Here is a 6,963-nt window from a genome sequence, read left to right on the forward strand (position 1 = left end):
CAACGTCTTCAATTTCGTCAGCCTGCTGCTGAAGGACGGAGCCCTGCACTTCGACTGGAACGACGAACTGCTGGCCAGGACCGTGTGGCCGGAGCGGTCGGCGGAATAGCGTCTCGCGCAGCCGCCGTCAGGCCACGTTCCCCCGCGTCAACGGCCCCGGTCGTGGGGCGGTCCACCGCGCAGCGGGGGCGCGGGACCCCCCGGCGGTGCCGGATGCGCCTTGACCCAGTCTGTGCGCTGCTGCGGGGTCATGTTGCGCCAGTTCTCCATGAAGTCGCGACGGGCGTCGCGGCTCATGTTGCGGGTGGCGTGGAAGAGCGCGCGCGCCTGATCCTGCTGCTGCGGCGTCATCGCCTCCCAGCGCTGCATGCCACGGCGGGCGTTGTTGCGCTGGTCGGGCGGCAGGGATTGCCAGCGGGTGGCGAAGTCCATGAACTGCTGGCGGCGCTCCGGCTCGCGGTTCCAGCGCTCGCGGGTGGGTGCGATCAGCAGGTCGCGCTGCGCGGGGGTGAGGTGGTCCCAGTCCGGCAGCGGCGGCTGCGTGCCGGCGCTTTGCGCGAATGCGGGCGACAGGGAACAGGCGACGAGCAGGCTCAGGGCAAGAAGTGTGCGGCGCATGGTTTTACTCCACGGCCAGGCGATCGGAGCCCGATGCGCCCAGCCAGACATAGAACTCGGGGTCCTGATCCAGCGCGGTGCCGACGGCGGCGGTGTCTGGCGGCGCGCTGGCGGGATCGGTGCGGGTGGCGACCGGTGCGACCGGCCCCGCCTCCGGAGCGAACTGGAAGCGCAAGCCCAGCGCCAGCGCGGCCAATGCTGCGAAGGCAAGGGCGGCGTTGCGCAGGCCGTGCGATGGCTGACGCACCGCGCCGCGCAGGGCGAGGTTGCTGCGCTGGGCAAGCTGGGCCTGCACCCGAGGCGAGATCCGGGCCAGCGCATCGGCATGGCGCGCGCGGACGACGGCATCGAGCCTGAGTGCGTCGATTCTCTTGGGATCGTTGTCGTTCATCGCACATCCTCCAACTGTTTTTGCAGCGCCGCGCGCGCGCGCGACAGGTGGGTTTTCACCGATCCCTCGCTGCAGCCCATCGCCTGCGCCGTTTCCGTCACGTCCAGTTCCTCCAGCACGCGCAGTGTGAAAGCCTCGCGCTGGCGCTCCGGCAGGCCGCGCAGCGCCGCGCGGATGCGCGTCCAGGCCTCGCGGCTTTCGAGGTTGCGCTGCGGATCGGGCGCGTCGTCGGCCCAGTCCACCGGCTCGCCGTCGCGGTCGCTGCTGCCCGGCAGCAGCCAGCGCAGCCGGAACAGGCTGCGCCGCTGCATGTCGGTCATGCGGTTGCGCAGGATGCTCCAGAACAGCGGATTCCACTCGGAAGCGGGCCGGTCGCGGTAGGTCAGCATCTTGACCATCGCGTCCTGCACGGCGTCCAGGGCGTCCTCGCGCTGGCGCAGCCCGATTTCGGCGAACCGGAACGCGCGCGCGCCGACCCCACGCAGGAACGCGTCGAAGGCCGGCGCCGGCGGCGCCTGTCCTGGATCCTGCGGCCTGCTCTCGGTTTCCACCGGGGCAAGCTTAGCGATGTCGAGGAGCAGCATGGGGCAAGAATCCTGTCACGCGTCCGGATGACCATCGGTTCGGGGGGCTTTTGCCGTGTCAACGCGCCGGGCGGCGCTTGGTTGACATGGCGCGCAGGCACCGGGCTTGTCTATGATGCGGGGAACGCAAACGGGAGCGGCGCGGTGGACGACGGATTCGTGGCCCTGTACATCTTCATGCTGGCGGCAATCGCCGGCAACGTGATCATCGCGCGGGTGCCGGTGATCCTGCACACCCCGCTGATGTCCGGCTCCAACTTCATCCACGGGATCGTGCTGATCGGCGCGATGGTGGTGCTCGGAGAGGCCACGACGCCGCTGGAACAGGGGCTTGGCTTCCTCGCCGTCCTGCTCGGTGCCGGCAACGCGGCCGGCGGCTACGTGGTCACCGAGCGCATGCTGGAGATGTTCAAGTCCAGCAAGAAGGAGGGCGGGAAGTGAGCCTGCTTGCCCTCATCAAACTGAGCTACTTCGTCGCCGCCACCCTGCTGCTGCTCGGTCTGCAGCGCATGGCCAGCCCGAAGACCGCGCGCAGCGGCATCCAGTGGGCCGGCGTCGGCGTGCTGGTGGCGGTGATCGCCACTTTCTTCCTGCCCGGCATGAAGAACCTGCCCCTGCTGGCGCTGGCCATCGCGCTGGGCGTGGGCGTGAACTGGGTCTGGGGCCGCAGGGTGCCGATCACCGACATGCCGCAGATGGTGGCCTTGTTCAACGGCATGGGCGGCGGCTCGGCGGCGGCGATCGGCGCGGTCGAGCTGTGGAAGGCGATCCCGATGGAGCCGCGTCCGGGGACCGTGCATCTGGTGCTGGCGGTGGTCGGCGCGCTGATCGGCGCCGTGTCGCTGACCGGCTCGGTCATCGCCTGGGCCAAGCTCGACGGGCGCATGGACAAGCGCTACACCTTCCCCGGCCAGCAGTATTTCAATGCGCTGGTGTTCCTGATTGCAGTGACCGCCGGAGGCGCCGCGGTCTGGGGGCTGGCCGCCAACGGGTTCGACGCACAGCAGACCGGCTATGCCGTCATCGGATTCTTCGTGCTGGCGCTGCTGCTGGGCATCCTGATGACGCTGCCGATCGGCGGCGCCGACATGCCGGTGGTCATCTCCCTCTACAACGCTTTCACCGGCCTGGCGGTGGCCTTCGAAGGCTACGTGCTGGGCAACGAGGCGCTGATCATCGCCGGCATGATGGTGGGCGCGGCCGGCATGCTGCTCACGCGGCTGATGGCCAAGGCGATGAACCGTTCGATCAAGAACGTGCTGTTCTCGAACTTCGGCGGCGGCGGTGGCAGCGCTCAGGAGATCGGCGGTTCGATGAAGCCGATCGACGCCGCCGACGTGGCCTCGATGATGGCGTTCGCCGAGCGCGTGGTGATCGTGCCCGGCTACGGCATGGCGGTGGCGCAGGCGCAGCACAAGATCTGGGAGCTGTGCCAGCGCCTGATCGCGCGCGGGGTGAAGGTGAAGTTCGCCATCCACCCGGTGGCCGGACGCATGCCGGGGCACATGAACGTGCTGCTGGCCGAAGCCGGCGTGCCCTACGACCTGATCGCCGACATGGACGACATCAATCCCGAGTTCGCCCTTACCGACGTGTCGCTGGTGATCGGCGCCAACGACGTGGTCAACCCGGTGGCCAAGACCGACCCGGCATCGCCGATCTACGGCATGCCGATTCTCGATGTGGTCAATTCGAAGAACACCATCGTCATCAAGCGCGGCAAGGGCACCGGGTTTGCCGGCATCGAGAACGCGCTGTTCTATGCCGACAACACCCGCATGCTGTACGGCGACGGCGCCGAGATGGCGAACGCGCTGGTCAGCGAGCTCAAGGCCCTCGACGACGCCTGAGCCCGCTCCAGCAGGCCAGCCCCAGCCCCGCGACGTACCACAGCAGGTCGACGCGGGTGTTGGCCAGCGTCACCAGCAGCCAGGCGTAGTTGGCGCCCATCAGCAGCGCCGATTCGCCGGGGCGCAGGCCGAACCCCATCCCGATCTGCCCGGCGGCGATCATGTAGTTGGCCAGCGCCACCGTCAGGGCGGTGCCAAGCACGGCCGTCAGCGCGCGAACCGCGCCGCGCGGCCAGCGCGCCAGCCCCTGCAGCAGGGCGAGGTCCAGCGCGGCCAGCGGGGCCAGCCAGGCGCACTGGCGGCCGAGCGCAAGCGCCAGCAGCACCCAGAATGCCGCAAACCCCGAAGCGCCCAGCAAAAGCAGGGGCAGGGCGAACCAGCGGACGGTCGTCGGAGCTGTGGGCGTCATGGGGTCGGGCGCAGCAGGTCTTGCGATAATGCCATCGCGGGCGTCAGCGCAGGCGATTCGTACTAGAATGGTACGACTTCAAGACCATCGGCCCGTTTCCAGCATGTATTCCCGCAACAGCGAACCCGTCCGCTTCGAGCGCGATTGTGCCGCCGTCCTCGTGCCGCAGGGCGACCAAGTGACCCTGCCGGCCGGCACCGTCGGCTATATCACCCAGGCGCTGGGCGGCAGCTGGACCGTATTCGTCGAAGGCAACCTCATGCGCATTGCCGGCGAGGATGGCGATGCGATCGGCAAGGAGGCGTCGGAGCCGCTGGAACTGGCGGAAGGCGCCGACGATGCCGCGGTGGAAGAGCTGATGTGGGAGCAGCTCCGGACCTGCTATGACCCGGAAATCCCGGTCAACGTGGTGGAACTGGGTCTGGTCTACCTGGCCGAGCTGCAGCACCGCGAGAGTGACGGCGGGCGGGTGGCCAAGATCCGCATCACCCTGACCGCGCCTGGCTGCGGCATGGGCGAAATCCTGATCGACGACGTGCGCGCCAAGCTGATGCAAATCCCGACCATCGTCGATACCGACATCGAGCTGGTGTTCGATCCGCCGTGGAACCAGACGATGATGTCCGACCTGGCCAAGCTCGAAACCGGGATGTTCTGAAAGTCCGGTCTGCCGCGTTCGCCGCAGGCGGCAGATATGTTCCCGGAAGGCGCTTGGTCGGCGACTGTCGAAACCGGCGCAACCCGCAATCCGTGATGCGCGGGCCTGGGAAGGCCATTGGGCATGCGTTCCTGTTCGGAAGGGAATTGCGTGATCGCGCACATCTGCAGCGTGATGCAGTCCACAGGGCAAGCGTTATTTTGGCGTTAATACGTCACAAAGTGACGTGAATTGTCGGCGCATCGACATGCTGCATTGCAATATCGTTCATTCGCAACGATCGAAAACGGTGCGAATTGTTGCGCTGCAAAATCCGCGTCGCTGCCTTCAATCCCGCGGAAATGCTGGTGTGTGGATGTGATATTCCATATTGTTATATCTGCATAACCACATGCTGTTGACAAGAAATCGCTGATCGCACAAAGGTCGCAGGTCGCTTCGGAACGGTTCAGGTTCCGTTGCGGTGCCTTGAGCCACGAACGTGGCAGCCGCCAGGGAGGAGGTGGCATGCGCCGGATGCGCAAGGGGCTTTTCAAGCCGTTGTCCATTCCAGGCCGCAGTTCGCGGCAACCCAACCAACCTCATCAGGGGGATTTCACCAGTGAATCGTTCCCGCACCATCAAAGTCCTGTCCGCCGCGATTGCCCTGTCGCTGGTCGCGGCCGGTGCCCAGGCGGCCACCCGTGCCGATCTGCACCAGCGCGACATGAATCAGGCGCGCCAGCAGTACCAGTCCTTCGTCGCCAGCCATGGCCAGAACGCGGTCAATATGGCCAACCGGCGTCACGCCGCGTTCATGGGCGCCAGCACTTCCACCAACCTGATGATGCGCGCCAGCCGCCAGCTCGACAACGGCGTGCGCAACTACCGCTACGACCAGACCTGGCGCGGGATCCCGATTTTCGGTGAAAACCTGGTCGTCAGCGAAGACCGTCAGGGCAACGTTCGCAGCATGTTCGGCAACCTGGTTTCCGGACTCGATCAGGACATCACCAACACCCGTCCGTCGATCAACGCCGCGCAGGCGCTGGTTGCCGGCAAGCGCGCCGGCCTCGGCAACAGCATCGCCGGAATGATGACCCGCAACGAGTCCAGCGAAGTCGTGGTGTTCATCGACGATGCCGGCGTCGGTCACCTGGCCTACAAGGTGACGTTCTTCGCCGATTCCCAGGCCGCCGGGCGTCCGCATCGCCCGATCGTCATGATCGACGCCCACAGCGGCGCGGTCCTGAAGCAGTGGGACAACCTGCAGACCGCCCAGATCGGCACCGGCCCGGGCGGAAACGCCAAGACCGGCCAGTACGAGTACGGCAGCAACACCACCAGCCACAGCTACCTCGATGTCACCCAGAGCGGCACCACCTGCACGCTGGACAACGCGAACGTCCGCACCGTCAACCTCAACGGCGGTACCAGCGGCAGCGCGGCGCATTCGTTCACCTGCCCGCGCAACACCGTCAAGGCCATCAACGGCGCCTACTCGCCGATGAACGACGCCCACCACTTCGGCAGCGTGATCTTCAACATGTACAACGCGTACATGGGCCAGAACCCGCTGACCATCAAGCTGGTGATGAAAGTCCACTACAAGTCCAGCTACGAGAACGCGTTCTGGGACGGCACCGCGATGTACTTCGGCGACGGCGCCAGCACCTTCTACCCGCTGGTCAGCCTCGACGTTTCCTCGCACGAAATCTCGCACGGCTTCACCGAGCAGAACTCGAACCTGACCTATTCCGGCATGTCCGGCGGCATGAACGAGGCCTTCTCCGACATGGCGGGCGAGGCGGCCGAGTATTACGACCGCGGCAGCAACGACTGGCTGGTGGGTGCGGAAATTTTCAAGGGCAGCGGTGCCCTGCGCTACATGTGCAACCCGACCCAGGACGGCGGTTCGATCGACAACGCCGCCGATTACACCAGCAGCATGGACGTCCACTACACCTCGGGCGTCTACAACAAGGCCTTCTGCACTCTGGCCAAGACCTCCGGCTGGAACGTCCAGACCGCCTTCCAGGCGTTCGCGCGCGCCAACCGCGACTACTGGACCGCGAGCAGCACCTTCAACGCCGGTGCCTGCGGCGTCCAGACGGCGGCTTCCGACATGGGCAAGTCGGTGGCTGACGTCACGGCGGCCTTCAACGCCGTGGGCGTGTCCTGCTCCGGCGGTGGCGGCGGTGGCGGCGGCACCAGCCCTGGCGGCACGCTGACCAAGGGCGTCGCGGCCACGGGGCTGATGGGAGCCACCGGGGCCACCGTGAATTACACGATGGCCGTGCCTTCGGGCGCCAGCAACCTCAGCTTCACCATGTCCGGCGGTACCGGCGATGCCGACATGTACGTCAAGTTCGGCAGTGCACCGACCGACAGCAGCTACGACTGCCGTCCGTACAAGTCCGGCAACTCCGAAAGCTGCACGTTCGCCAGCCCGTCGGCCGGCACCTACTACGTCC

8 protein-coding genes are annotated in these 6,963 nt (G+C 66.7%); 4 read left to right on the plus strand and 4 right to left on the minus strand.

Features of this window, described 5'->3' with window-relative positions; translation table 11 throughout:
• Positions 1–147: 147 nt before the first annotated feature.
• The 3 genes from Q0X16_RS03835 to Q0X16_RS03845 are packed head-to-tail and all read right to left on the minus strand — an operon-like array spanning position 148 to position 1,593.
• A complete protein-coding gene (locus Q0X16_RS03835) occupies positions 148–618 on the minus strand; it encodes a DUF3106 domain-containing protein (RefSeq protein WP_297830805.1) in 471 nt (156 codons plus the stop codon).
• A gap of 4 nt (positions 619–622) precedes the next feature.
• A complete protein-coding gene (locus tag Q0X16_RS03840; protein ID WP_297830807.1) occupies positions 623–1,009 on the minus strand; it encodes a hypothetical protein in 387 nt (128 codons plus the stop codon).
• On the minus strand, positions 1,006–1,593 hold the full coding sequence (locus Q0X16_RS03845; protein WP_297830810.1) for an RNA polymerase sigma factor: 588 nt from the start codon (positions 1,591–1,593) through the stop codon (positions 1,006–1,008). The genes Q0X16_RS03840 and Q0X16_RS03845 overlap by 4 nt, the downstream gene beginning before the upstream one ends.
• Positions 1,594–1,737: 144 nt before the next feature.
• Here Q0X16_RS03845 and Q0X16_RS03850 point away from each other — a divergent pair, with 144 nt between their 5' ends.
• Positions 1,738–2,034, plus strand: coding sequence for an NAD(P) transhydrogenase subunit alpha (locus Q0X16_RS03850; protein ID WP_297830812.1), 297 nt, complete (start codon positions 1,738–1,740; stop codon positions 2,032–2,034).
• Complete coding sequence (locus tag Q0X16_RS03855; RefSeq protein WP_297830814.1) at positions 2,031–3,443, plus strand: NAD(P)(+) transhydrogenase (Re/Si-specific) subunit beta; 1,413 nt, start codon at positions 2,031–2,033, stop codon at positions 3,441–3,443. The genes Q0X16_RS03850 and Q0X16_RS03855 overlap by 4 nt, the downstream gene beginning before the upstream one ends.
• On the opposite strand, the gene Q0X16_RS03860 is transcribed toward Q0X16_RS03855, so the two are convergent.
• Positions 3,421–3,852 (minus strand): hypothetical protein, encoded by a 432-nt coding sequence (locus Q0X16_RS03860; RefSeq protein WP_297830816.1) that lies wholly within the window; start codon positions 3,850–3,852, stop codon positions 3,421–3,423. The genes Q0X16_RS03855 and Q0X16_RS03860 overlap by 23 nt on opposite strands.
• A 103-nt stretch (positions 3,853–3,955) precedes the next feature.
• Here Q0X16_RS03860 and sufT point away from each other — a divergent pair, with 103 nt between their 5' ends.
• Complete coding sequence (gene sufT / locus Q0X16_RS03865) at positions 3,956–4,510, plus strand: putative Fe-S cluster assembly protein SufT (RefSeq protein ID WP_297830818.1); 555 nt, start codon at positions 3,956–3,958, stop codon at positions 4,508–4,510.
• 601 nt (positions 4,511–5,111) lie between these two features.
• The coding region (locus tag Q0X16_RS03870) for a M4 family metallopeptidase (protein WP_297830821.1) at positions 5,112–6,963 on the plus strand (1,852 nt) is incomplete at its 3' end.

The sequence above is a fragment of the Thermomonas sp. genome (genome assembly GCF_025993755.1).
In the GTDB taxonomy this organism is placed as follows: domain Bacteria; phylum Pseudomonadota; class Gammaproteobacteria; order Xanthomonadales; family Xanthomonadaceae; genus Thermomonas.

Bases quoted from the DNA above. Each gene is read 5' to 3' on its own strand.
- Q0X16_RS03835 (WP_297830805.1), bottom strand. From the start codon at position 618: ATGCGCCGCACACTTCTTGCCCTGAGCCTGCTCGTCGCCTGTTCCCTG.
- Q0X16_RS03840 (WP_297830807.1), bottom strand. From the start codon at position 1,009: ATGAACGACAACGATCCCAAGAGAATCGACGCACTCAGGCTCGATGCC.
- Q0X16_RS03845 (WP_297830810.1), bottom strand. From the start codon at position 1,593: ATGCTGCTCCTCGACATCGCTAAGCTTGCCCCGGTGGAAACCGAGAGC.
- Q0X16_RS03860 (WP_297830816.1), bottom strand. From the start codon at position 3,852: ATGACGCCCACAGCTCCGACGACCGTCCGCTGGTTCGCCCTGCCCCTG.
- sufT (WP_297830818.1), top strand. From the start codon at position 3,956: ATGTATTCCCGCAACAGCGAACCCGTCCGCTTCGAGCGCGATTGTGCC.